The following is a 23,167-nucleotide window of genomic DNA, read 5'->3' on the forward strand; positions in this document are numbered from 1 at the left end:
ACGCGGAAGGTGCCGCTAGAGCGCGCCGAGGAACGTGCTGGTGGCGGCCACCGCGACCTTGGACGAGCCGCCGTTCACCACCAGCACGGCGAACGCGACGTCACCCCGGTAGCCCATGAACCAGCCGTGCGACCGCGTGCCGTCACCGAACTGGGCGGTCCCGGTCTTGCCGCGCACCGCGCCGTACCCGGCCAGTTCGCGCGCCGTGCCGCCGGTGACGACCTCGGCCATCATCGAGCGCAACGCGCCCGTCACCCCACCGGGCAACGCCGCCGGCGCCTGGCCCTCGGTCGGGATCTCCCGGATCAGCTGCGGCACGGGCGTGCGGCCGTTGGCGACCGTGGCCGCGACCAGCGCCATGCCGAACGGCGTCACCTGCGTCTCACCCTGGCCGATGCCCGCCTCCACCCTGGCCGGCACGGACTCGGCGGGCGGGATCTTGCCGGTGTTCGTGGTGATGCCCGCGACCGTGAAGTCCGACGCGAGCCCGAAGTAGGCGGCGGCCTGGGGCAGCGCGGTCGCGGGCAGGTCCGCCGCGAGCCGGCTGAAGCTGGTGTTGCACGACGCCGCGAACGCCCGGTGCAGCGGCACCGTGCCCAGCTCGAACGAGTCGTCGTTGGTGATCTGCCGGGTGCCGATGGTCGCCTTGCCCGGGCACGCCACCGGGGTGTCCGCCGTGGCCAGGCCACCGGTCAACGCCGCGGTCGCCGTGACGACCTTGAACGTCGACCCCGGCTCGTAGTGGCCGTAGAGCGCGAGCGGGTCGTTCCCGACCGCCGCGTTCTGCGCCACCGCAAGGATCTCGCCGGTCGACGGCTGGACCGCCACCAGCATGGCCTGCTGACCGCCGACCTGGTCGACCGCGGCCTGCGCGGCGGCCTGCGTCTTGGGGTCCAGCGTGACCGTCATCGACCGCGCGGCCTGCGCCTTCTGCTCCTGGAGCACGGCCACCGCCGTCCCCGCCGCGTCCACGACGGCGACCCGCCACCCCGGCGTGCCCTTCAACGTGCCGACGGCCTGCCGCACGGAGTTCATCACCACGGGCGCGAAGTCCGCCGGCACCGGCCGACCCGTGCGGTCGAACAACTGGCCGTCCGCGGGCGTCGTGGTGTAGGCCAGGCTCTGGCCCTCCGCGAGCTGCGGGTGCAGCACGGACGGCGACCAGTGCACGAGCCACCGGTCGTCCACCAGCCGCAGCTCGACCTTGGTCGCGTACTCGAGCGGCACGCCGCCCGGCAACGTCCACGTGACGTTCGCGTCCACCTCGGCCGTCGTGACGCCGTCGGCGACCTGCGGCAGCCGGCCGAGCTGCGCCTGGAACGACGCGCCCGGCATGCCCTGCCGGGTGCGGGCGATCACCGCGCCGGCCGCGTCCGCCGCGTCGGTGACCGCCGCCGCCTGTCCCGCCTGACCGGACGTCATGGCGGTGAAGAACTGCTGGGCGACGACGCCCGGAGCCACCCGTTCGGGCTTCTTGGCTGAGGGCTCGTCGCCCGACCACAGCACGAGCACGCCCGAGACGATCACCGTGACCGCCGCGGCGCCCCCACCTGCCAACACCCAGCGTTTCATCCTCTTGTTCACGAAATTCCCCCCTTGGCGTCCGGAGATTAACCCGGACGTGTGGAGAATTCGTGAAAGCCGACTCAGCCCAGCTGCGGCACCCGAGTCTGGTACTTGCGCAGCAGGTCGGCGTTGGCCGCGTCGCCGCCCTCGACGTTCGCGCTGCGCCACAGCGGCAGCGGCACGCCCGCCTCGGCGGCCTTGTCGAACAGGCGCACCATCAGCAGGTTCCACAGGAACGCGGTCGCGATCGTGGACACGGCGGCGGTGACGGGGTTCGCGAGCGGGTAGGTCGCGTCGCCCGGCGGCACCATGTTGTCCAGCACCACGGTGGCGTTCTCGGCGAGCGTGGTGCCCGCACGGCGGGGTGCGAGCGCGCTCGCCGCGACCGACGTCACCGCGACCACGGGGCAGCCCGCGTCCGCCGCGAGCACGGCCAGCTCCACCGGGTACGGGTTCACGCCGGAGGTGGAGAAGACGAACAGCACGTCGTGCGCGGCCAGGCCCGCTTCGCGCAGCACCTCGGCGGCGAGGCCGGAGCGGCGTTCGGCGGACGTGCTGCTCACCGCGCCGTGCATGGGCAGCAGTTCGGGGTGGTAGATCGGGCGGACGCAGGCGAGGCCGCCGGCGCGGTAGAACGTCTCGGCGACGGCGGCGAGGGAGTGGCCCGCGCCCGCCGTGAGCACCATGCCGTCCGCGCGGACGCTCGCCAGCACCAGTTCGGCCACGTCGTCCAGGGCCGCCGCGTTCTGCTGCTCCACCCTGGTGAGGTGGGTGCGCACGACGTCGCCGTAGTCGGTGTCGGTCACGGGCTCGGTCGTCATGCGGTCCTCCAGTGGTCTATACCAAACGGTGCCGGTGCCAAGTCCTACCGGATCGTCCCATCACTCGCCAGGGTGTTGACCCTCGAACATCTCCGGTGTTCAAATGAACGCCATGGATGTGTCCTGGCGTCACGAGAAAATCCTCCACCGCTTGCGGGGCGGCGAGCGGGTGTCCGTCGGTGTCCTGGCGGACCTGGTGGGCACTTCGGAGATGACGGTGCGGCGCGATCTCGACGTGCTGGAGCGGGAAGGGCTGCTCCGGCGCGTGCGCGGTGCGGCGGTGAGCATGTTGACGGGGGAGGAGACGCCTTACGCGGCGCGGGCGCGGCAGCGGTTGGAGGCGAAGCGGCGGATCGGTGGCGCGGTCGCCGGTCTGCTGGACGACGGCGAGACCGTGGTGCTCGACGGCGGCAGCACCGCGGTGGAGGTGGCGCGGTGGCTGGTCGACCGGCGGCTGACCGTCCTGCCGCTGTCGTTGCACTCGGCGGACGAGCTGCGGGGCGCGGAGCAGGTGCGGATGGTGTTGCCGGGTGGCGACATCCGGCCCGGTGAGCTCGCGTTCGTGGGGCCGTTGACGGAGCACGCGTTCCGCGTGATGCGGTTCGACACGATGGTGCTCGGCAGCTGTGGGCTGAGTGCGCGCAACGGGGTGTCGGCGCACGACCTGGGCGAGGGCGCGGTGAAGCGGGCGGCGGTCGAGGCGTCGGCGCGGGTGATCGCGGCGATCGACAGCTCGAAGTTCGGGCGCACGGCGTTCGGGCGGGTGTGCCCGGTGGAGGAGATCGACGTGCTGGTCACCGACTCGGACGCGCCGGAGGAGGAGGTGAGCCGGATTCGTGAGGCAGGGGTGGAGGTGAGGCTTGTCTGACGCCGGGGTGCGCGTGGGGCCGCGTCGCGCGCGGGTCGCGACGGGCCGGGCGGCACCGGGGTGGGCCGGGTGCGGGCGGGTAGTCGCTCGGGGTGCGCTGCAAGGGGTGCGCTGCAAGGGGCAATCCGTTCGGGCCCGCGTCGCCGGGGCGACCCGTGCCGGCCGGGCGTCGTCAGGATGCATGTGCGGGCCGGGTCGCGTCGATCGGGGATGGCTGGGAGGCGGGTGGGTCGCCCGGGCGGGGCTGGATCGCTGGGGCGGCGGCGGGCAGGGAGTCGTTGGGAGGCGGGTGCGAGGCGTGGCGGGTGCGTGGCAGTGGGAGGTGGGCGGTGGGTGCGAGGCGTAGCGGTGGGAGGTGGGCGGTGGGCGGCGGGAGGTGGGCGGCGGCAGGTGGGCGGTGGGAGGCGGGTGCGAGGCGTGGCGGTGGGCGGTGGGGGCGGCGGCGTGGTGGTGGGGCCCTGGTCGTGGGGCCCTGGTGGTGTGTCGGGTGGGGTCGGGGTGGTGAGGGACGGCGGGGTGGTTCGGCGCTCGGCATAATCAACCGAGGGGCGGTAACAGTGTTTCCGTACATTTTCGGGCGATGATCACTCGATGGTGTGACGGGCGGGGACCGGGACGAGCATGAGGGGTGCCGGTGGGGACCGGGGCGGGCGTGGCGGGGTGACGGGTCGGGCGTGGCGGGTGCCGGGGGTGGGGACCGGGGCGGGTGTGGTGGTCGGCGGCCCGTCAGGGGCGGCGGTAGCGGGGTTCTACCGGGGGCAGTGGTTTCTCCGGCAGGTTGGCGTGGGCCTTGGTCATGAAGTCGAACCACGTCTTCGCGGGCAGGGTGCCGCCGTAGATGTCACCCTCGCCGCACAGGCGGGGTGGGCCCGCCTTCACGCAGATGCCCCGTGGCGACGTGCTGTCGTTGAACACCTGCACGGCCCCGGCGTAGTCGGCTGTCGCACCCAGGAACGCGGCTGACTTGTACTCCTCCGTCGTCCCGGTCTTCCCGAGCGCCGGCCGGGTCCACCCGAAATCCTTCGCCGCCGCCGCGGCCGTGCCGCGACCCTGGTCGTCCTCGCTCAGCCCGACCGCCAGCGCGTTCGCCAACGGCTCCTCCACGGCCTGCTCGCACGGCTGGTCGGCGTACCCCGTGTCCTTCCCGTGCCGGTCGGTGATCTTCATGATCGGCGTCGGCGGGCACCACACGCCGCCCGACATCAGGGTCGCCGCCACGTTCGCCAGTTCCAGCGTGCTGGTCGGCGCCGGCCCGAGGGTGAACGACGCGTTCCCGGACCCCTTGTAGAAGTCCGCCTGCGTCACCCTCAACTCCTTCTGCTTCGACTTCGGGTCCGGCGGCACGCCCGCGATGTTCGTCGCCAACGTGTCCCGCATCCCCAGCCGGTACGCCATGTCGACCACCGAGTCCAACCCGACCCGCTCCTCCAGGATCACGAACGCCGTGTTGGGGGAGGTCGCCAACGCCTCCTTCAACGGCATCCGGGGCGGGTAGCTGCCGTCGTGGTTGCGCAGGCAGTACCAGTACGTGAACGGCTCACCGGTGCCGGGACACCCCGGCGCGCCACCGCGGAACACGCGTGAGGTGTGCGAACCGGGCGACTCGACGATGCTCTCGATCCCGAGCCCGCCCTTCTCCAACGCCGCCGCGGCCGTGAACACCTTGTACACCGACCCGGCACCGAACTTGTTCTCCACCGCGCTCGGCAGGTCGAACTGCGTCTGGAACTGGTCCTTGTGCAGCCCGTAGTCGCGGTTGGCCGCCAGCGCCACCACCTCGTGCCGCTCCTTGCCCGGCCGCACGACCGCCGCCGTGTTCGCGATGCCCTCCGTCGTCTTCGGCACCTGCGCCTCGGCCGCCTGCTTGGCCTGCCGCGTGAGGTCGCGGTCCAGGGTGGTCTGGATCGTGTAGCCGCCGATCTTCAACTCGTTCAACGAGTAACCGTTGCGGGTCAGGTGATTGACCACGAACGAGCAGTAGAACCCGAACTCCACCCCGGACCCGACGCACCCCGTCGACAGTGGACGGACCGGCGTGGCCAAACCCAGCGGCGCGCGCTTGTGCACCTCGGCCTGCTCGTGCGACAGCTTGGCGTTCTCCACCATCAGGTCGATGACCATGTTCCGCCGCTCGACCGCCTTGTCCGGCCGGGCCTCCGGGTCGAGGAACGTCGGGCTGTTCACCATCCCGGCGAGCATCGCCGCCTGCGGCACGGTCAACACGTCCGGCGTGGTGTTGAAGTACGCCTGGGACGCCGCCGCGATGCCGTAGATCGTGCCGCCGAACGGCACCACGTCCAGGTACCGCGACAGGATCTCGTCCTTGCTCAGCTGGGACTCGACGTGCACGGCGATGCGCGCCTCGCGCAGCTTGCGGGCGATCGTCTGCTCCTGCGCCTTCTTCTGCCCGCTGACGTCCTCCCGCTCCAGCACGTGCACGAGGTGGTTCTTGACGTACTGCTGCGTGATCGTCGACGCGCCCTGCGTGGTGCTGCCCTCGGACTGGTTGCGCATCGCGGCGCGCAGCGTGGCCAGCCAGTCGACGCCGTGGTGCTCGTAGAACCGGCGGTCCTCGGCGGACACCAGCGCGTCCTTCATGACCTGCGCGACCTTGTCCGGCGGCGTGAGCACGCGGTACTGGTCGTAGAGGTAGGCGAACGGGACGCCGTCCTTGTCCGTGATCGTCGTCATCAGCGGCGGCGGCGAGTCCAGCATGTTGACCGTGGTGGCCGCGACGTGGTCGCTCATCCGGTTCGACACCAGGCCGGCGGCTCCGACGACCGGGATCGCCATCCCGGCGAGCAGCAACCCGGCCACGAGGCAGAGGCCCATGAGTTTCGCGAGGGAGGCGGTGCGCATGACTGGGGAGTTACGCTCGGACGGGCGGCGGAAACACCGCGGAGTCGGGTTCACCGCAACGTCTGGACAATCGCGGTCCGACGTTTAACACCGCATTGTTCACCCGTTCGTGGACGATTCTACGCACGGTGGTGCTACGCCGCGTCGTAGTGGGCGTCGGAGCGGTTGAAGGCGGCGCTGGCGAGGTCGGCCGCGTGCCGCATCGCGGCGGCGTGCAGCGCGGTCAGCGACAGCGCGTCGGCCTGCGCCCCCGGATCGCCCTCGGTGGGTTCCAGCCTCGACTCGGCGGTCACGTAGACGACGCACTCGGCGGCCACGCTGAGCCGCCGCGCGAGGAACGCCACGGCCCTCATCAGCCGTTCCGCCTCGGCCTCGGTGATCGGCACGACCCGCGGCGGGTCGGCGTCGACGTCCTCGTCGACCTGCTGTCGACTGGCCCGGCACGCGAGGCCGCGGTCCCACAGGCCGGCCGCCTCGTGCAGTGACTCGATGAACGGCTCCCAATCCACTGAGGTCGAGGTCATGGTTCTCACCTTCTGTGCGTCGCGCTCACCGGGTGAGTGCCCCCGGAAGTGGAACTTCATGCCGGCTTTCCCCGGCGGTCGACGAATTGATCGTCACCCACGCACACCATTCGATCACGTGGCGTGCCGCGAAAGACGGCTTCTGTCATTCGTTCAGGTGTAAACGACTTCTTCAGGTTGTCCGGGCACCAGCGGTGGTAGCCGTTCGAGCAGAAAGCCACGGCCGCGAGCCGGCGCCGAGCCGCCGCGAGTCGCCGAGTCGAGCACGGCTCCGCCGAGGCGGGGTGACGGGGAGGAAGTCCAATGCCGGCGCGATCCCACAAGTGGCCGTCCCTCGCGACCGCGTCGGCGGTGGTGCTCGCCTGCCTCGCCGCCCTGCACGTGCCGGCGACCGGGGCGGAGCCGGGCGCGGAGGACGCCGCCGACCACGCCGCGGGCTCGCAGATCGCCAAGCACGAGGGCGCGAACCCGGTCGACGCGGACGAACTCGTGCTCACCGGCCCGACCGTCCCGGGCATGGACGTGAGCAGCCACCAGGGCGACGTCGACTGGCCGCACTGGTGGAACCAGGGGATGCGGTTCGCCTACGTCAAGGCCACCGAAGGCACCGGTTACGTCAACCCGAACTACGGCCAGCAGTACGGCGGCTCGCACCAGGTGGGCATGGTCCGCGGCGCGTACCACTTCGCGCTGCCCGACAAGTCCGACGGCGCGGCGCAGGCGAACTACTTCGTCGACCACGGCGGCGGCTGGGCCGCCGACGGCAGCACGCTGCCCGGCGCCCTCGACGTCGAGTACAACCCGTACGGCGACGACAAGTGCTACGGCCTCGCGCCCGAGGCGATGGTGGCCTGGATCCGCCAGTTCAGCGACACCTACCACTTCCGCACCGGCCGCTGGCCGGTGATCTACACGTCCACCACGTGGTGGGACCTGTGCACGGGCCGCCTCGGTGACTTCACCGCGACGAACCCGGTGTGGGTGGCCCGCTACGCCGACAGCGTGGGCCCGCTGCCGCACCGCTGGTCGGCGCACGCGATCTGGCAGCACACGTCGACCCCGATCGACCAGAACCTGTTCAACGGCACCATGGACGACCTCGTGGCGCTGGCCCGGGGCTGAGTCGTCCGGAACGGCGGCAGCCATGCACATCGACAAGTCCCAGGGCACGCCCTTCCCCGTGCGGTGGCGCGGCTACGACCGGCGACAAGTGGACGAGGAGCTGATCCGCACCAGGTGGGAGCTGGCCCGCCTGCGGGAGGAGCTGGAGGTGCTGCGGACGGACCGGGACGGCGCCGTGGCCACCGCCGACGACCTGATGCGGGAGCTGGAGGACGCGCGCAGCGAGCTCGGCGAGTACCGGGTGCTGCACGCGGGTTACGCGAAGGACAACGCGGTGTCCGGCTGCATCCGCTACCTGATGCACGTGGCCAGGCAGAAGGCGGACGCCTTCGAGACCGACGCGCGGGAGCGCAGCGAGCAGATGCTCAAGCGGGCCGAGGAGGTGGCGCGGCAGCAGGCCGTGCTGCTCGACGAGACCGAGCAGGAGACGCAACGGCGGCTGGCCGAGGCCGAGCAGCGCGCCCGCGAGATCGTGCAGGAGGCGACCGCGGAGGCACGTGCCCTGCTCGCGACCCACGTGGACGGGCCGGACCGCTGGACCGCGGACACCGAGCCGCCGCTCGACGTGCCGATGCCGCGCATCATCTCCGGCCCGCTGCCCGTCGTGCAGCCGGACGCCGAGGAGCAACGCCCGACGTCGGCCTGAAGGAACTGCCGCCGCGCCCGACCGCCACCGCGAGCGGCCCGGCACGGAGAAGCCGACCCGGGCGCGGCGCGCTTCACCGGGGCAGGTCGCGCGGGTGGTCCACGTCGTCGCCGTCGGCCACGTCGCCGCACGGCACGTCCAGCGCACCGTGCGCCCGCAGGTAGTCCCGCGCGCCCGCGTCACCGACCGCCGACGCGGCCACCGCCGCCCAGTGCGCCGAGCCGAGCAGCACGGGGTGGCCGGGCGTGCCGCCGTACGAGGCACGCGCCAGCGCCGTCGGCGACGCCAGCGCCCCCAATCGCTCGACCGCCGCCACCGTGACGCCCGGCGTGTCCACCGGCAGCACGACCACCGCGTCGACCACTGCGTCGACGACCGCACCGACCTCGCCACCGGTCAGCGCGGCCAGCCCGGCGCGCAGCGACGAGCCCATGCCAGTGGCCCAGTCGGGGTTGTCCACCACGACGCAGCCGTCCAGCGCCGCCCGCGCGCGCACGGACGACGCCGAGGCGCCGAGCACCACGACGACCGGCGCGCACCCGGCGTCCCGCAGCACCGCCGCCGCCCGGTCGACCCACAGCACGCCGCCGTGCGTCACCAGCGCCTTGGGCCCGCCGAACCGCCGCCCGGCGCCCGCGGCGAGCAGCAACCCCGCGACCGGCATGCGGTCACACTAGGGCCTCGTGCCCCCTCAACTCCGCCCGGCTGGCCACCGCCAGCTTGCGGTAGACCCTGGTCAGGTGCTGTTCCACCGTGCTCACGGTGATGTGCAACCGCATCGCGATCGCCCGGTTGCTGTGGCCACACGCGGCGAGGGTCGCGACCCTGCGCTCCGAGTAGGTCAACTCCGTCATACGCGAGAACACGTGCGGCGGCGCGGCAGCGGTTCAATCAGGACGCGAGATGCTCCAAAAGGAGTGCCGTCAACGCCTCCGGCGCCTCTTCCGGCACCCAGTGCGACACGTCCTCCAGCATCTCGAACCGGTACGGGCCGGTGACCCAGTCGCCGGTGCTCAACGCCGCCGTCGACCCGAACGCCACGTCCTCGGTGCTCCACACGTACATCGTGGGCACGGACACCTTCCCGGCCTTGCCGCCCGGACGCCCGGCGCGGTACCAGTTCAGCGCGGCCGTCAGCGCGCCCGGCTCGGACAGCCGCCGCACGTACTCGTCCACCCGGCTCGGCGGCACCCGCCACTCGAACATCTGCCGCAGCGCCGCGCCGTCGTCGGCCAGCATCCGCTGCTCGGTGCCGCCGTTGCGCCAGTCGGTCATGTACCCGGACCGCAGGTGCTGGTCCTCGTCGGTGCGCAGGGCCTCGGCGAACGCGCCGGGGTGCGGCGTGGACACCACGGCGAGCTTCCGCACCCGTTCGGGGTGCTCGGCCGCGGTCCACCACGCCACCGCGCCGCCCCAGTCGTGGCCGACCAGGTCGAAGGTCGACCAGCCGAACGAGTCCGCCACCGCCAGCACGTCGCCGACCAGCGCGTCGACGCCGTACTCGGCCGCCCGCTCCGGCCGCACGCCGGGGGAGTAGCCGCGCTGGTCGAACGCCACCGCGCGGAAACCCTCGCGGCCGAGCACCGCCACCTGGTGCTCCCACTCGACGGCGGCCTCCGGGAAGCCGTGCAGCAGCAACACCGGCCGGCCGTCCTCGGGGCCTGCCGCGATCGCGTCGAAGTCGCCCTCGTCGGTCCGCACGCTCAGCTGTTCGATCACGGTGATCTTCAGTCCCATCCCTCGACCGGTCCACGTGTTCCGGTGCGCATTCTCGCGCGCGGTGGCGGGCCGAAGTCGCGCCGGGCCGCCGCTCCGGCACCGACTTGCCCGCACCACCGGCGGTGCCACCATGAAAGGGCGCCGGCCACGCGTGGGCCGGCGCCACCACCCGTCCGACGGCCGCCGGCGATCCACGGCGTTGTGGGCACCGCGCGCCGGCAGCCCCAGGAGTGGCCGACATGATGCCCAGAACCAGCCGGCGTCCCCTCGACCTGCCCCGCCCGGGCGAGGGCGTCTGGCCCGGCCTGTGGAGCCCGCCCCGGTCCGTCGTGCGGGCGCGGATCGCCGAGGTCCTGTTCCGCCGCGCCGTGCGCGCGTTGCCGGTGCGCGTGCTGCTGCCCGGCGGGCAGGTGCTCGGCGCGGGCGGTCCGGGCGCGCCCGACCTGCGCGTGCACCGGCCCGAGGCGTTCTTCCGCCGGCTCGGCGTGGACGTCAAGATCGGGTTCGGCGAGGGGTACATGGTCGGCGACTGGACGTCCACCGCGCTCGCCGACCTGCTGACCGCGTTCGCGGCGAAGCTGACCACCCTGATCCCGCCGGGGCTGCAGCCGCTGCGCCGCTGGGTCGAACGCCGCCACCCCGCCTCCGACGGCAACGACGTCGTCAACGCGCGGCGGAACGTCCACCGGCACTACGACCTGTCCAACGACCTGTTCCGGGTGTTCCTCGACGACACGATGACCTACTCGTCGGCCTGGTTCGACGGCTCCGGCGGCACGCTGGCCGACGCGCAGCTGCGCAAGATCGACGGCGTGCTGGACTACGCGGGCGTGCGCGCGGGCAGCCGGGTGCTGGAGATCGGCACCGGCTGGGGCGCGCTGGCCATCCGGGCCGCGCGGCGCGGCGCGACCGTGACCTCCCTGACCCTCTCCGCCGAGCAACGCGCGCTGGCCGTGCGGCGGGCGGAGGAGGCCGGTGTCGGCGACCGCGTCACCGTCCACCTGCGCGACTACCGGGAGGAACGCGGCCGGTACGACGCCGTGGTGTCGGTCGAGATGATCGAGGCCGTGGGCGCGGAGCACTGGCCCGCCTACTTCGCCGCGGTCGACCGGGCGCTGGCCCCCGGCGGCCGGTTCGGGCTGCAGTCCATCACCATGCCGCACGACCGGATGCTCGCGAGCGCGTCCAGCTACACCTGGATGCACAAGTACATCTTCCCCGGCGGCCTGATCCCGTCCGTCCGGGCGATCGAGGACGCCGTGCGCGAGCACACCTCGATGCGGGTGGTCGACAGCCGCGAGTTCGGCCGCGACTACGCCGAGACCCTGCGCCGGTGGCGGGAGCGGTTCCTGTCCCGGTGGGACGAGGTGGCCTCGCTCGGCTTCGACGAGACGTTCCGGCGGATGTGGGAGTTCTACCTGGCCTACTCCGAAGCGGGCTTCCGGGTGGGCTACCTGGGTGTCCGCCAGTTCGCCGCGGTGAAGTAGCCGATCACCGTCACTGGGCCGAACGGCTCGTCCGCCGTCACGGTCGGGTGCTGTCCTGACCACGCTGCGTCGGATCGTGGTCGGCTTTGGCCTGTGCGGTATCAGGAGCCCCGCTGCGTGCTCCTCATCAGTGAGCCGGGATGGCCGGAGGTCCGACAGAGGGTGAGGAGGTCGCCGGATGGTGCAGCAAGCGTCCGTGCGGGCCGACGTCGAGGTGGGGGTCGGCGCGGTCCGCTACGCCGCTGACGTGCCCGGTCGGCCCGAGGTCAGGCTGGTCGTCGGCGAGGGCCCGCGACAGGTGACCGCCCAGTGGCTGGCGGAGGCCGAGCTGTCCGAGCTGGTCGACGAGGCGCTGCTCGGGGAGCCGCGCGCGATCGGCCAGCTCCTGGCGCGCATCCAGCCGCTGGTGCTGCGCTACTGCCGGGCCAGGGTCGGGTCGAGGGAGCGCACGCTCGTCTCGGCGGAGGACATCGCCCAGGAGGTCTGCCTGGCCGTGGTGTCGGCGCTGGGCACGTACCGCTACGAGCCGGGCTCGTTCCTGGCCTTCGTGTACGGGATCGCCGCGCACAAGGTGGCCGACGCGCGAAGACGCGCGGTGCGCAGCCGGGCCGAAGTCGTGCCCGAGCTGCCGGACACGCCGACCCTGGAGGCCGGGCCGGAGCAGCGGGCCATGACGGGTGAGCTGATCGGCCACGTCGCGCAGCTGCTGCAGAAGCTGCCGGAGCGGCAGCGGGAGATCCTGGTGCTCAGGGTCGCGGTGGGGCTGTCGGCGGAGGAGACGGCGGCGGCCGTCGGCTCGACCGCCGGCGCGGTGCGCGTCGCGCAGCACCGTGCGCTGGCCCGAATGCGCGAGATGTTCGCGGCTGTCGACGGCTGACCCGGCCTGGCATCGTTGGGTCATGGCCGCCACGCCTCCGCTCGTGACTCCGTCGGCTTCACCCCCCGCGTCGGAACCGGTGTTCGACGTGCTGCTGTCCGGGACGGTGTTCCTCGACATCATCTTCACCGGCCTGCCCCGGCCGCCCGCGCCGGGCACGGAGGTCTGGGCCGAGGGGCTCGGGTCGTGCCCGGGCGGCATCGCCAACCTCGCCGTGGCGCTGAGCAGGCTGCAACTGCGGACCGCGCTGTCCGCCGCGTTCGGCGAGGACGCCTACGGCGACTTCTGCTGGGAGGTGCTGGCCGAGCAGGAGGGCGTCGACCTCACCTACTGCCGCCGGTACTACGGCTGGCACTCGCCGGTGACCGTCTCCATGGCGATGGACCGCGACCGGTCGATGGTGACGCACGGCCACCGGCCGCCGGTGTCGGCCGACGAGATCCTGAACCCGCCGCCGCGGACGCGGGCGTGCTTCGTGCACGTGGGCGCCGAGGACGAGCGGTGGGTGACCCAGTCGAAGGAGCAGGGTGCGCTGCTGTTCGCCGACATCGGGTGGGACCGGACCGAGCTGTGGGCGCCCGAGCTGCTGCGGCGGCTGGAGCACTACGACGTGTTCCTGCCCAACGACGCCGAGGCCCAGCGGTACACGCGCAGCGACACGCCTGAGCGCGCTGCGATGGCGTTGGCCGAGCACGTGCCCGTGGTGGTGGTGACGCGGGGTGGTGGGGGAGCGGTGGCGGTCGACTCGGCCACCGGGGAGGTGGTGGACGTGCCGGGGCTGAACGTCGCGCCGCTGGACTCGACCGGCGCGGGGGACGTGTTCGGCGCCGGGTTCGTGCTCGGGACCTTGTCGGGCTGGCCGCTGGCGGACCGGGTGCGCTTCGCGAACCTGTGCGCCGCGCTGTCGGTGCAGCACTTCGGCGGGTCGCTGTCGGCGCCGGGGTGGGTGGACATCGCCACGTGGTGGCGGACGGTGTCGCGGCGGCCGGACGAGGAGCTCAAGGGCTACGGCTTCCTGGAGGACGTGCTGCCGAACCACACGGGGGTCGAGGTCCGCCGGGCCAGCGCAACCATCCGCCTACGCGCCTCCGACTGACCACCACCACCCGCGCCGCCCGCCACCGCCGGACCGCCCGCCGCTGCCTTGCCGCTGCCGACTGAGGACCGCCGACCGAGCACCGCCGCCGACACGCCGGAAAGCCCGCCGGAACCACCCGATCGTGATCTTGCCGGCGGCGAACACCTGTTCGATCATGGACCTGTCGCCGCACCGATCGGACCCGGCGCCGACGGGGGTGGGCGTGCCGCCGGGTGGGCGTGAGGCTGATCACCTCGCCGTGCCTGGCGGGCTCCGCCGTCCGGCCCAGTGGGGTTTGACCACGGGCTCCGGTGGGCAGGAGTAACTTCGACAACCGTCGTCGAAGATCGCGCCCGAAACTTCTGCTCCTCGCGGAGCAACCCGCGGTGCTCTTCGTGCGACTTAGTCAGTGGGGGTTCCCGCGGGGTTGTGGAAGGGGTTGCTGGTCGGTGTTCGCCGCGCGCGCGACAGGTCTGGTCAAGTTGGTGGGGTTGTGCCTGATGGCGGGCGTGCTCGTCGCGGCGGTGCTGTTCCCGGTGGTCGGGGGTCTCGGCCTGGCGTCCAACCGGGCCGCGGACACGGTGGACCAGACCTCCGGTGAGTTGACCAAGGCCGAGCTGCCCCTCGTGACGACCGTGCTGGACATGCACGGCCAGCCGATCGCCTACCTCTACGACCAGTACCGGGTGCCCGTGCCGTCCGAGGGCATCGCGGACACGATGAAGGCCGCGATCATCGCGATCGAGGACAAGCGGTTCTTCGAGCACAAGGGCGTGGACTGGCAGGGCATCGCCCGTGCCGCCGCCAAGGCGGGCGTCGACGGCGAGACCACCCAGGGCGCCTCGACCCTGACCCAGCAGTACGTGAAGAACTACCTCGCCTTCGTGGTCGGCAAGGGCTCGGAGGAGGCTTACGAGAAGGCGACCGAGGTGACGTTGGGCCGCAAGATCAGCGAGGCCCGGATCGCCACCCAGCTCGAGCAGAAGATGAGCAAGGACGAGATCCTCACCGCCTACCTCAACGTCGTCCCGTTCGGCAACGGCGCGTTCGGCGTCGGCGCGGCCGCCCGCACCTACTTCGACACCACCCCGGACAAGCTGACCGTGCCGCAGGCCGCGATGCTCGCCGGCCTGGTCAACGAGCCGAGCAGGCTCAACCCGGGCTCCGACGTGGACGCCGCGATCAAGCGCCGCAACACCGTGATCGACCGGATGCGCGACAACGGCGCGTTCGGCCCCGACGCGAAGGTCGCCGACGAGAAGGCCGCCGAGTACAAGGCCACCGACATCGGCGTCGTCCCCGACCTGAAGCTGCTGCCCAACGGCTGCGTCGGCGCGGGCGACGGCCCGGTCTACGGCTTCTTCTGCCGCTACCTGGTCGACTACCTGGAGAAGGCGGGCCTCCCGACCGAGGAGCTGCTGCGCGGCGGGTACACGATCACCACCACGATGGACCCGGTCGCGACCCGCGCGGCCAAGGACGCGGCCATGGCGCAGGTGCCCAAGACCCAGCCGGGCATCGCCAACGCGATGGCCGTGGTGGAGCCGGGCGCGGACAAGCACCGGGTGCGCGCGCTGGCCGCCAACCGCGACTTCGGCAACAACGCCGACGCCGGGCAGAGCGCCTACTCCATCCCCGCCGAGGTGACCAAGTTCGGCGCGGGCTCGATCTACAAGGTGTTCACCGCCGCGTCGGCGCTGGAGCGCGGCGTCACGGGCATCGACAAGCAGATCGACGTGCCGAAGACCTACACCTCGAAGGTCTACAAGGACGGCAGCAAGCCCTACACGGTCAAGAACGCGGGCGACTACAAGGAAAAGATGACCTTGACCGAGGCGCTGGCCCAGTCGCCCAACACCGCGTTCATCATCCTGGAGGAGAAGGCCGGGCTGAACAACGTGGTCGACATGGCCTACCGGCTCGGGTTGCGCGAGTCGATGCAGGGCGTCGACTGGCGCGGCGACCCGCTCAAGGCCGACGGCTCCAACGGCCCGTCCCAGGGCGACGTCTACAAGCGGGACAACAGCGGCTCGTTCACCCTCGGCGCGGGCCCGACCAGCGTGCTGGAGCTGTCGAACGTCGCGGCGACGATCGTGAGCGGCGGCAAGTGGTGCCCGCCGACGCCGGTGGAGAAGGTCGTCGACCGCAACGGCCGGCCCGTGCAGCTGAAGGAAGCGCCGTGCGACCAGGCCGTCGCGCCCGAGGTGGCGAACGCGCTGGCCGTCGGCATGAGCGCGGACACCAAGCCCGGCGGCACGGCGGCGGGCGCGGCGTCCGGCTGGAACCGGCCGATGATCGGCAAGACCGGCACCACCGAGAACCACTGGTCCGTGGCGTTCATGGGCGCCACTCCGCAGTTCGCCGGGGCGGTCATGACGTTCACCGATGGGGTGGCGCCGCAGGTGATCTGCAACGGCACCCCGCCGAGGCTGTGCGGCACGAACGACGCCGGCGGTGTTTACGGTGGTCAGGTGGCTGCGCCGACGTGGTTCAACGCCATGCGGGTGATCCACGAGGGCAAGCCCCCGGCCGACCTGCCGCCGGTGAACCCGCGCTACCGGTAGTCGACCTTCGTCACGGGTTACGTCACGCCCAAAGTTGCCTCTGACCTGGGCTTTTATAACGGCCTGATACGGAACTTACGGTTACTCGAACACGTAGTGTGACGATCAGTGGGGTGTGTCACCAAAAAGCACTAGTCGTAGTGCTGAGGCTTGCCCTTTCTTGTTACATCGGGTTACGGTCCCCGCCGCATGTCACGGTTCGGTCACCATAGGGACACGGCGTCGCTCCCCGAAAGCGCCGCCAGCCTGGATCCCCCGCCAGGTGTCCCTGTGGCCGGGCCGTGCTCCCCGATGCAGGAAGGCACTACCTTGGCACGGCACACGAAAGCGGACGGTCGACGCGCGTTCCTCGCGCCCCGCACCCCGTCCCGCAACCGCTCCCATCGCGCCGAGTGCGATCGGAAGCCCGTCAGTGGCCGGGTCGCGGCCGCAGTGGTCGCGGCAGGCGCCCTCGCCACCGGCGTGGGCGCCGCCGGCGGCGGGTTCGACGGTGGCGACACCCGGTTCCTCCCGGTCGGCGCCAGCTCGGACCTGGCGGCGGCGCTCGTCCACAGCTCGGCACCCCGACAGGCCGACGTCCGCACGGTGCACGCCGTCGACCCCGCGTTCGAGGCGGCGAAGCTGATGCGCTCCGAAGGGCTCCTCGTCCGGCAGCACGTCGACCAGGCGATCCGCCACGCGTCCGAGGGCTTCGTCGCCCGGCAGGCCGAGCAGAAGCGGCAGCAGGAGGCCGCGGCGGCCGAGCAGGCCCGCGTCGACGCCGAGAACGCCCGGATCGCCGAGGAGCAGGCCCGGGCGGCCGAGCAGAAGGCCGCCGAGGAGGCCGCTGCCGCCGCGGCACGGCGTCCGACGGTCGCCAAGCCCGCCGAGGGCTCGTTCACGTCCGGCTTCGGCGCCCGCTGGGGCACGACGCACTACGGCGTGGACATCGCGAACTCCATCGGCACCCCGATCCTGTCCGCGATGGACGGCGTCGTGGTCGAGGCGGGCCCGGCGTCCGGCTTCGGCCTGTGGGTGCGCGTGCAGCACAACGACGGCACCATCACCGTCTACGGCCACGTCAACGAGACCCTCGTGTCGGCCGGTCAGCAGGTCCACGCGGGCCAGCAGATCGCCACCATGGGCAACCGCGGCCAGTCCACCGGACCCCACCTGCACTTCGAGGTGTGGATCAACGGCTCGCAGAAGATCGACCCGGTCGGCTGGCTGGGCGAGCGCGGCATCTCCCTCTGAGACCTCGCGCACCGCGGCAAGCGCGCTGACGCTAGACACGCGCGAACCCCGCGCCTGGGCCACCACGCACGACGGGCTTGTCGGCGCGTACCACGTTCTGCCCCGCCGGGCTCACTCCGGCGGGGCAGAACGGCGTTCGGGGCGGTCTGCGCACCGTCCGGGTACCCGACCCGGGGGTGGGTGGCACGTGTGCTGCGTCACCCGGCCGTGCGGCCATGGCATACCGACTGGTCGGTACCTGAGGTACGGTGGCGGCCGGACACCTTCAGGGAGGCGATCGTGGGTCGTTGGGGAATCACCCTGCCGCTGACGGGCGTGCCGGTGCTCGACCACCGCGCGCTGGTGGCCGAACTCGCCGAGCTCGGCTACACCGACGTGTGGTCGGCCGAGACCGCGGGCACCGACGCGTTCACGCCGCTGGCGCTCGCCGCGCAGTGGTCCGACCGCGTCCGGCTCGGCACCGCCATCGCGCCCGTCTACACGCGCGGGCCGGCGACGCTGGCCATGACCGCCGCGACGCTGGCCGAGGTGTCCGGCGGGCGGTTCGTGCTGGGCATCGGGTCGTCCTCGCCCGCGATCGTCGAGCGGTGGAACGGCGTGCCGTTCAGCGAGCCGTTCAAGCGCACCCGGGACACGCTGCGGTTCCTCAAGGCCGCGCTGGCGGGAGAGAAGGTGTCCGAGGAGTACGAGACGTTCGCCGTGCGCGGCTTCAAGCTGGAGCGCGCGCCCGAGCAGCCGGTGCCGATCATGCTGGCCGCGCTGCGCCCCGGGATGCTGCGGCTGGCCGGCCGCGAGGCCGACGGCGCCATCACGAACTGGCTCGCCGCCGACGACGTGCCCAAGGTGCGCGCCGAGATGAGCGGCGGCGAGCTGGCCGCCCGGATCTTCGTGTGCCCGACCGAGGACGCCGACGCCGCCCGCGCGCTGGGCCGCATGCTGATCAGCACCTACCTGACCGTCCCCGTCTACGCGGCGTTCCACGACTGGCTCGGCCGGGGCGAGGCGCTGCGCCCGATGCACGAGGCGTGGGCGTCCGGCGACCGGCGTGGCGCCGCCGCGCTCATCCCGGACGAGGTGGTGGACGCGCTGATCGTGCACGGCAGCGTGGACGAGTGCCGCGCGCGCGTGGCCAAATACGCGTCCAACGGCGTCGACACGCCCGTCATCGCCCTGCTGCCCACCGGCGCGGACCAGTTCGACCTGGTGCGCGCGCTGGCGCCGGGGGCCTGACCGTGGCGCGGCGGACCGGGGCGACGCCCGAGCGGATCGTGGGCGCGGCCGTGCGGTTGTTCGCCGCCAAGGGGTTCGACGCGACGACCGTGCAGGAGGTCGTCGAGGCCGCCTCGGTCACCAAGGGCGCGCTCTACCACTACTTCGGCTCCAAGGACGACCTGCTGTTCGAGATCTACCGCTCCCTGATCGGGCGGCAGATGGCGGACCTCGACGCGATCGTGGCGGCCGGGCTGGACGCGGCCACCACGGTGCGGCGGATCGTGGTCAGCCTGGTCGAGACGACGGCCGACAGCGTGGACGAGACCGCGGTGTTCGTGCGCGAGATGCACCGGCTCGACGCGGACCGGATGGCCGCCTTCCGGTCCGAGCGGCGGCGCTACCACGAGACGTTCCGGTCGGTGGTCGAGCAGGCCCAGCGGGACGGCGAGTTCGGCTCGGCCGTGCCCGCCGACACGGTGGTCCTGATCGCGCTGGGCGTGGTCAACCAGCTGCCGACCTGGTACCGGCCGGACGGGCCCAAGTCGCCGGCGCGGCTCGGCGCCGAGATCGCCGACTTCGTGCTCGCCGGGCTGCGGCCGTGACGGCGGGGGTCAGCCCGCGCGGTTGGCCCGTTCGCGCAGCGCGGTCAGCGCCTTGTCGGCGTGCGCGTTCATGGCGAACTCGGATTTGATGACTTCGATCACGGTGCGGTCGGTGTCGATGACGAACGTGTGCCGCTTCACGGGCAGCGGGCCGAAGCGGCGCTTCACGCCGAACGCCGCGGCCACCTCGCCGTCGACGTCCGACAGCAGCGGGTAGTCGAAGTCGTGCAGGGCGGCGAACTGGTTCTGCCGCTGCACGGAGTCCGGGCTGATGCCCACCCGCTGCGCCCCGACCTCGGCGAACTCGGTCGCCAGGTCGCGGAAGTGGCAGCTCTCCGCGGTGCACCCGGAGGTCATCGCGGCGGGGTAGAAGAACAGCACCACCGGCCCGTCGGCGAGCAGGTCGGACAGCGCGCGCGACGTGCCGTCCTGGTCGGGCAGGGTGAAGTCGGGTGCCTGGTCGCCGGCCTTCATGGCAGTCCTTCCGCAGGGTGTCGATCACGTCTCGCAGGGTGCTCGCGACGAGGCAACCGTACGGTTCTCGCTAATCTCGTACCAGGCCGGGAGGTGTGAGTTGACGAGCATGTCCGACGTGGCGCGGGCCGCCGGTGTGTCCGCGGCGACGGTGTCGCGCGCGCTGCGCGGCGAGCCCGGCGTGTCCGACGCGACCCGCCGGTACGTCACCGAGGTCGCCAAGCGCATGCGGTACGCGATCGCCCGGGACGCCTCCAGCCTCGCGGGCGGGCGCCGGTACGCCGTCGCGGTGCTCACGGCCGACGTCGGCCGCGGCGACCTGCTCGCGGGCGCGGAGGGCGCGTTGCGGCAGGCCGGGTACGACGTGCTGCTCTACGTGCTGCGCGACGACGAGGCGCGCGAGCGGTTCTTCGAGGAGCTGCCGCTGGCCCGGCGGGTCGACGGCGTGCTGGCGCTGGCGGTCAACCTCACCGACGCCGAGGACGCCGCGCTGGCGGGCCTGGACGTGCCCGTGGTCGCGGTGTGGGACGACGACCTGCGCGAGGCGCTGCGGCTGGCCGTCGGCCACCTCACCGCGGCGGGCCACCGCGACGTCGCGCTGGTCCTCGCCGGCGACATCGACGAGTCCTACGACGAAGTGCTCCTCGAGCGGGGCCTGGCGCTCCGTCCGGAGTGGACGCTGTGGTCGTCCTCGACGGTGGCGGGCGGCGAGCAGGTGGTGGACGCGCTGCTGGACGGCGAGCGCCTGCCGTCCGCGGTGATCAGCACGAGCGGCGAGGTGGCGCTCGGCGTGTTCCTGCGGCTGCGCCGCGACGGGCGCGACGTGCCCGGCGACGTGTCGATCGTCAGCCTGGAGGGCACGGACCTGGCGCGCGCCGTCGGCATGACGGCGGTGGAGGGCGCGTGGCGCGAGCGCGGCGAGCACGCCGTCGAGGTGCTGCTGACCCGGTTGCGCGGCGAGCGGGACGAGACCGAGCCGCCGTCGGTGCGGCTCGTGGTGCGCGAATCGACCGGTCCGGCGCGCGAAGTGTGACCGTCGAGGTTTGGACGTCACTCGGCTGGGTTATCAACCACGGGCAACCTCCTGCAACCTTCGGGTGACCACCTGTCACCGGTCTGGATTCGAACCGACGGGGAAGGCGAAGCTGTCCGACGTGGACGACGAGCTCGCGGCACTGGCCGAGGCCCACGGCGTGGCCACCCACTACGAGGACGCCAACCAACGCCGAGCGGACGTCGACCCCGACGTGGTCGTCGCGGTGCTCGCGCAGCTGGACGTGGACGCCTCGACGCCGGAGGCGGTGCGACGCGCGCTCGCCGCGCCGAAACCACCCCCGAGCACGGTCGTCCTGCGCGAGGGCGAGGTGCTGGACGAGAGCGGCCCGGAAGGAACCCGCACGGTCGAGCTGGAGGACGGCGGCCGGGTCGAGCTGCCCGCCGCGCTGCCGCTCGGCTACCACCGGCTCGGTGCGCGGACCGTGATCGTCGCGCCGCGCAAGCTCCCGCCCGTCCCCCGGGCGTGGGGTTGGATGCTCCAGCTCTACGCGATGCGCTCGGCGCAGTCGTGGGGCATGGGCGACTACGCCGACCTGGCGACCCTGGCCCGGCGCAGCGCGACCGAGCTCGGCGCGGGCGTGCTGCTGGTCAACCCGGTGCAGGCGATCAGCCCCACCCTGCCGGTGGAGCGCTCGCCCTACTCGCCGTCGAGCCGCCGCTTCGCCAACCCGCTCTACCTGCGGATCTCCGACATCCCGGCCTACCGGGCCGCCGACGCCGCGACCCGCGCGGAGATCGACGCGCTGCGCCCGCCCAACGACACCGAACTGATCGACTACGACGCCGTGTGGACCGCCAAGGCCAAGGCGCTCGAACTGCTCTGGCGGCACGAGGAGCACCGCGCGCCCGAGAGCGACCTGCTGGACTTCGCCCGGTTCTGCGCGCTGGCCGAGGCGCACGGCCCCGACTGGCGCGAGTGGCCGCCGGCGCAGCGCGACCCGGCCACGGCCACCGCCGACCCCGAACGGGTGGCGTTCCACGCGTGGTTGCAGGAGCTGTGCGAGCAGCAGCTGGCCGCCGCGCGCCGGGCCGCGCGCGACGCGGGCATGCCCGTCGGCGTCGTGCACGACCTGCCGGTCGGCGTGCACCCCGGCGGGGCGGACACGTGGGCCGTGCGGGACGCGTTCGCCGCGGACGTCACGGTCGGCGCGCCGCCGGACGCGTTCAGCCGCCTCGGCCAGGACTGGGGCCTGCCGCCGTGGCGGCCCGACCGGCTCGCCGAGCAGGGCTACGAGCCGTTCCGGGCCGTGGTGCGCAGCGTGCTGCGGCACGCGGACGGCATCCGCATCGACCACGTCGCGGGCCTGTGGCGGCTGTGGTGGATCCCGCCGGGCGAGGCGCCCGGGCGCGGCACGTACGTCCACTACGACCCGGACGCGATGCTCGCCGTGCTGACGCTGGAGGCGCACCGGGCGGGCGCCGTCGTCGTGGGCGAGGACCTGGGCACGGTGGAGCCGAAGGTCACCGAGGCGTTGCACGAGCACGGGATGCTCAGCTCGGCCGTGCTGTGGTTCCAGCGCGAGTACGACCTGCCGGACCACCCGCTCATCCCGCCGGAGAAGTGGACCGCGTCGGCGATGGCGAGCATCTCCACCCACGACCTGCCGACGGTGGCCGGGTTCCTCGCCGCCGAACACGTTCGGGTGCGAGCCGAGCTGGGGCAGTTTGACGGGCCGGTGGACGGGGAATATCAGGCAGCCGAGCGAGAGCGGGCCGAGTTGCTCGAACTCCTCAAGCAGGAAGGTGTGCCTGCCGATGACTTGGTTACCGGGTTCCACGCTCTGCTCGCGAAGGTCCGTTCCGTGCTCGTGCTGACATCGCCGCAGGACGCGCTGGGCGAGACGCGCCAGCCGAACCTGCCGGGCACCACAGACCAGTACCCGAACTGGCGCATCCCGCTGCCCCTGGCGCTCGCCGACCTGTTCGACGACCCGGGCGTGCGGCGGGTGGCGGGCGCGCTGGCGGGCTCCCGCCCGTCCGCGGCGGGCGGGTCCGGTGCGCGGTGAAGCGCAACGTGCACGTCACAGCGCGCGGCCCGGCCGCGGAGTATCGTCAGCCAGTCACCCGCGCCATGGTTGGAGGTAGTAGTCACCCGTGAACACCGACTTGATGTCCCGCACCGGGCTCGTGCCCGAGCAGATGGTTCCCCAGAGCAACCCGGTGGGCGTCCTGGAGGCGGCCGTCGAGAAGGTCCTGGTGGACGTCCGGCCGTCGAACCTGGCCGACCCGCTCGCCGGGGTCCGGGCCGCCGAAGAGTCCTTGAAGGACGCCCTGAGGCGCACCGACGCCGGGTCGGACGACGCGCTCACCCAGGCGGTGGCCTGCGCCGAGGCCGCCTGCGAGCACCTGCGCTACGGCGAGCTGCAGGAAGCGAGGCTGCTCCTCGTCGCCGCGCGCGGCGAGCTCGTCAGGTCGCACGCCGGCCGGACGTGACCTAGAACGGTAGGGATCGGCTCGTT

Annotated in this window: 21 protein-coding genes; 13 read left to right on the forward strand and 8 right to left on the reverse strand. The window is 72.6% G+C overall.

The window, feature by feature from the left end:
• Positions 1 to 15: 15 nt before the first annotated feature.
• Both ABTZ99_RS23230 and ABTZ99_RS23235 read right to left on the reverse strand, forming a co-directional pair.
• Positions 16 to 1,560: a penicillin-binding transpeptidase domain-containing protein gene (locus tag ABTZ99_RS23230; RefSeq protein WP_499613842.1), complete on the reverse strand. Its 1,545-nt coding sequence runs from the start codon at positions 1,558 to 1,560 to the stop codon at positions 16 to 18.
• An 86-nt stretch (positions 1,561 to 1,646) separates the two neighbouring features.
• Positions 1,647 to 2,387: an SIS domain-containing protein gene (locus ABTZ99_RS23235; protein ID WP_498784232.1), complete on the reverse strand. Its 741-nt coding sequence runs from the start codon at positions 2,385 to 2,387 to the stop codon at positions 1,647 to 1,649.
• 103 nt (positions 2,388 to 2,490) lie between these two features.
• Here ABTZ99_RS23235 and ABTZ99_RS23240 point away from each other — a divergent pair, with 103 nt between their 5' ends.
• On the forward strand, positions 2,491 to 3,255 hold the full coding sequence (locus ABTZ99_RS23240) for a DeoR/GlpR family DNA-binding transcription regulator (protein ID WP_498784230.1): 765 nt from the start codon (positions 2,491 to 2,493) through the stop codon (positions 3,253 to 3,255).
• A gap of 726 nt (positions 3,256 to 3,981) precedes the next feature.
• Here ABTZ99_RS23240 and ABTZ99_RS23245 read toward each other — a convergent pair.
• Positions 3,982 to 6,114, reverse strand: coding sequence for a transglycosylase domain-containing protein (locus ABTZ99_RS23245; RefSeq protein WP_498784228.1), 2,133 nt, complete (start codon positions 6,112 to 6,114; stop codon positions 3,982 to 3,984).
• Positions 6,115 to 6,248: 134 nt separating this feature from the next.
• Positions 6,249 to 6,638, reverse strand: a complete 390-nt coding sequence (locus ABTZ99_RS23250) for a hypothetical protein (protein WP_499613846.1) — start codon at positions 6,636 to 6,638, stop codon at positions 6,249 to 6,251.
• A 303-nt stretch (positions 6,639 to 6,941) separates the two neighbouring features.
• Between ABTZ99_RS23250 and ABTZ99_RS23255 the strand changes: the two genes are divergently transcribed.
• Both ABTZ99_RS23255 and ABTZ99_RS23260 read left to right on the forward strand, forming a co-directional pair.
• On the forward strand, positions 6,942 to 7,760 hold the full coding sequence (locus ABTZ99_RS23255; protein WP_499613848.1) for a lysozyme: 819 nt from the start codon (positions 6,942 to 6,944) through the stop codon (positions 7,758 to 7,760).
• A gap of 22 nt (positions 7,761 to 7,782) precedes the next feature.
• A complete protein-coding gene (locus tag ABTZ99_RS23260) occupies positions 7,783 to 8,406 on the forward strand; it encodes a hypothetical protein (RefSeq protein ID WP_498784222.1) in 624 nt (207 codons plus the stop codon).
• 73 nt (positions 8,407 to 8,479) lie between these two features.
• On the opposite strand, the gene ABTZ99_RS23265 is transcribed toward ABTZ99_RS23260, so the two are convergent.
• From ABTZ99_RS23265 to ABTZ99_RS23275, 3 genes are read right to left on the reverse strand one after another with little or no spacing between them, the layout of a single operon-like run.
• Positions 8,480 to 9,070: a nucleotidyltransferase family protein gene (locus tag ABTZ99_RS23265; protein ID WP_499613850.1), complete on the reverse strand. Its 591-nt coding sequence runs from the start codon at positions 9,068 to 9,070 to the stop codon at positions 8,480 to 8,482.
• 4 nt (positions 9,071 to 9,074) lie between these two features.
• On the reverse strand, positions 9,075 to 9,260 hold the full coding sequence (locus ABTZ99_RS23270; RefSeq protein ID WP_498784218.1) for a helix-turn-helix domain-containing protein: 186 nt from the start codon (positions 9,258 to 9,260) through the stop codon (positions 9,075 to 9,077).
• Between the two features lie 37 nt (positions 9,261 to 9,297).
• Positions 9,298 to 10,143 (reverse strand): alpha/beta fold hydrolase, encoded by an 846-nt coding sequence (locus tag ABTZ99_RS23275; RefSeq protein WP_498784216.1) that lies wholly within the window; start codon positions 10,141 to 10,143, stop codon positions 9,298 to 9,300.
• 221 nt (positions 10,144 to 10,364) lie between these two features.
• On the opposite strand from ABTZ99_RS23275, the gene ABTZ99_RS23280 reads away from it, so the two are divergent.
• From ABTZ99_RS23280 to ABTZ99_RS23310, 7 genes are all read left to right on the forward strand, one after another.
• Entirely contained in the window at positions 10,365 to 11,612 is a 1,248-nt protein-coding gene (locus ABTZ99_RS23280) for a class I SAM-dependent methyltransferase (protein ID WP_499613853.1), read from the forward strand.
• A 178-nt stretch (positions 11,613 to 11,790) separates the two neighbouring features.
• Complete coding sequence (gene shbA, locus ABTZ99_RS23285; RefSeq protein ID WP_498784214.1) at positions 11,791 to 12,489, forward strand: RNA polymerase sigma factor ShbA; 699 nt, start codon at positions 11,791 to 11,793, stop codon at positions 12,487 to 12,489.
• 22 nt (positions 12,490 to 12,511) lie between these two features.
• Positions 12,512 to 13,585, forward strand: coding sequence for a PfkB family carbohydrate kinase (locus ABTZ99_RS23290; RefSeq protein ID WP_499613856.1), 1,074 nt, complete (start codon positions 12,512 to 12,514; stop codon positions 13,583 to 13,585).
• Positions 13,586 to 14,016: 431 nt separating this feature from the next.
• On the forward strand, positions 14,017 to 16,131 hold the full coding sequence (locus ABTZ99_RS23295) for a transglycosylase domain-containing protein (RefSeq protein ID WP_498784210.1): 2,115 nt from the start codon (positions 14,017 to 14,019) through the stop codon (positions 16,129 to 16,131).
• Between the two features lie 291 nt (positions 16,132 to 16,422).
• The gene (locus tag ABTZ99_RS23300; protein WP_498784208.1) at positions 16,423 to 17,364 is read left to right on the forward strand and encodes a M23 family metallopeptidase; all 942 of its coding nucleotides are present in this window, start codon (positions 16,423 to 16,425) and stop codon (positions 17,362 to 17,364) included.
• A 279-nt stretch (positions 17,365 to 17,643) separates the two neighbouring features.
• The gene (locus ABTZ99_RS23305; RefSeq protein ID WP_498784206.1) at positions 17,644 to 18,594 is read left to right on the forward strand and encodes an LLM class F420-dependent oxidoreductase; all 951 of its coding nucleotides are present in this window, start codon (positions 17,644 to 17,646) and stop codon (positions 18,592 to 18,594) included.
• A 2-nt stretch (positions 18,595 to 18,596) separates the two neighbouring features.
• Entirely contained in the window at positions 18,597 to 19,178 is a 582-nt protein-coding gene (locus tag ABTZ99_RS23310) for a TetR/AcrR family transcriptional regulator (RefSeq protein ID WP_498784204.1), read from the forward strand.
• A gap of 9 nt (positions 19,179 to 19,187) precedes the next feature.
• On the opposite strand, the gene ABTZ99_RS23315 is transcribed toward ABTZ99_RS23310, so the two are convergent.
• A complete protein-coding gene (locus ABTZ99_RS23315) occupies positions 19,188 to 19,652 on the reverse strand; it encodes a peroxiredoxin (RefSeq protein WP_499613861.1) in 465 nt (154 codons plus the stop codon).
• Between the two features lie 109 nt (positions 19,653 to 19,761).
• Between ABTZ99_RS23315 and ABTZ99_RS23320 the strand changes: the two genes are divergently transcribed.
• The 3 genes from ABTZ99_RS23320 to ABTZ99_RS23330 all read left to right on the forward strand — a co-directional run bounded on the left by ABTZ99_RS23320 (position 19,762) and on the right by ABTZ99_RS23330 (position 23,141).
• Positions 19,762 to 20,685 carry a LacI family DNA-binding transcriptional regulator gene (locus ABTZ99_RS23320; RefSeq protein WP_499613938.1) on the forward strand — a complete coding sequence of 308 codons (924 nt, stop codon included), beginning with the start codon at positions 19,762 to 19,764 and terminating at the stop codon, positions 20,683 to 20,685.
• 121 nt (positions 20,686 to 20,806) lie between these two features.
• Positions 20,807 to 22,714 carry a 4-alpha-glucanotransferase gene (gene malQ / locus ABTZ99_RS23325; protein ID WP_499613864.1) on the forward strand — a complete coding sequence of 636 codons (1,908 nt, stop codon included), beginning with the start codon at positions 20,807 to 20,809 and terminating at the stop codon, positions 22,712 to 22,714.
• A gap of 88 nt (positions 22,715 to 22,802) precedes the next feature.
• Complete coding sequence (locus ABTZ99_RS23330; protein ID WP_499613866.1) at positions 22,803 to 23,141, forward strand: hypothetical protein; 339 nt, start codon at positions 22,803 to 22,805, stop codon at positions 23,139 to 23,141.
• Positions 23,142 to 23,167: the final 26 nt, after the last annotated feature.

The organism is Actinosynnema sp. NPDC002837 (assembly GCF_040295345.1).
GTDB lineage: Bacteria > Actinomycetota > Actinomycetes > Mycobacteriales > Pseudonocardiaceae > Actinosynnema.